Origin of the sequence: Prevotella sp. C561 (genome assembly GCF_000224595.1) — a bacterium.
GTDB classification, from domain to species: Bacteria; Bacteroidota; Bacteroidia; order Bacteroidales; family Bacteroidaceae; genus Prevotella; species Prevotella jejuni.
This window is the reverse complement of sequence record NZ_JH114152.1, coordinates 1-1,190: the sequence shown is the minus strand read 5'-3', so window position 1 is coordinate 1,190 and position 1,190 is coordinate 1. Positions and strand designations below refer to the sequence as shown.

The window sequence follows — 1,190 nt, the reverse complement described above, 5'->3', positions numbered from 1 at the left end:
GCTGCGGAATTAAGGTGATAAAAAAAACACTTACTGTTAGAATCTTCCCCAAATATGCTACTGAGTAGATATATTATTTATGGTTCTTTCCCTCAATTCCACAGCATTATTCTTTGCGATTTACTTTTATATATTGACGTGACATTTTGGTATTTATCCATTGATTTGGGACTTTTCTAGGGTTCTTGGTTCTTGCATAGGCATAAAATCCCCCACCCAAACCCAATGGGGAATATGATAGCCACAAAGAAATACTGTTTATTCAAGGAATACTTCAGAGTAGTATGTTTTATTTGTATATAGGTTCAGAACGTTCTGCCTTCCCGTTCTCACCCATTTTGCCGGTACGCTGACAAAATGCAGGATAAAGGCTTTCAGTCTGCTTGTCTTTTTCAGCGGCTTGACCTTTTCGCTGATATGACGGACGAGATAGAGATAGAAGTTCTTCAGCATGGCAGTAACCATCATGAAAACCATGTTCTCAGCCATAAAGGAAAATGGCAGATGTGACCATCCAAAGTCATTGTTCTGTATGTCGAAGTTTTTTTCACTAGCCCCACGCTCATTATAAAATGTAATGATATCCTTCTCGGTAGACACCCTGTCATTGGTGAGGATACAGCGGTATGTGTATATTACTCCGAACATATCCGTCTGTTGCTTGCCATCCTTGTCTTTCAAAGGACTACGCTGTACGACAAGTCTGTATGACTTTCCTTCTATTAAGTTGTCCATATTGATGGATGTGACATCGCATTTCTCATAGCCAATCTCAACGTTTTTCCATTCCTTCAACTGTTGGAAATTCTCGTAGCGACTGTCGCAGTTGGCAGCGCGAATGTAGAACGTGTTGCAGCGCTGCTCTACGGTTTGTATGATTTCCTTTGAGAACGACCCGCAGTCAGCACGGAAACGCTCTATTACCACACCAAGTTCTGAGGTTACACGGTCCATAATGCGACGGAGCGTGTCTTCCTGATGGAATCTCACATTGGTGTTTCCGTCACGGTTCTCACCTCCGACTATGAATCCTCCAATGGAAGCCCAACCAGGGAAATAGCCAAAATCCTGCTTGTAGGAATACTTTGCATCGAACTTGTGGGCAGGAACAAACTGGTGGTCAAAGTCCAGGTCAACATGACTGCCCACCTTATAAGCCCCATTCTCCGTATCATCCCGTAATAGTAAGG

1 protein-coding gene is annotated in these 1,190 nt (G+C 42.8%); it reads right to left on the bottom strand.

The features are described 5' to 3' along the window. Positions 1-258: 258 nt before the first annotated feature. A partial coding sequence (locus tag HMPREF0666_RS12595) for an IS1380 family transposase (RefSeq protein WP_009012747.1) occupies positions 259-1,190 on the bottom strand: 932 nt, incomplete at its 5' end.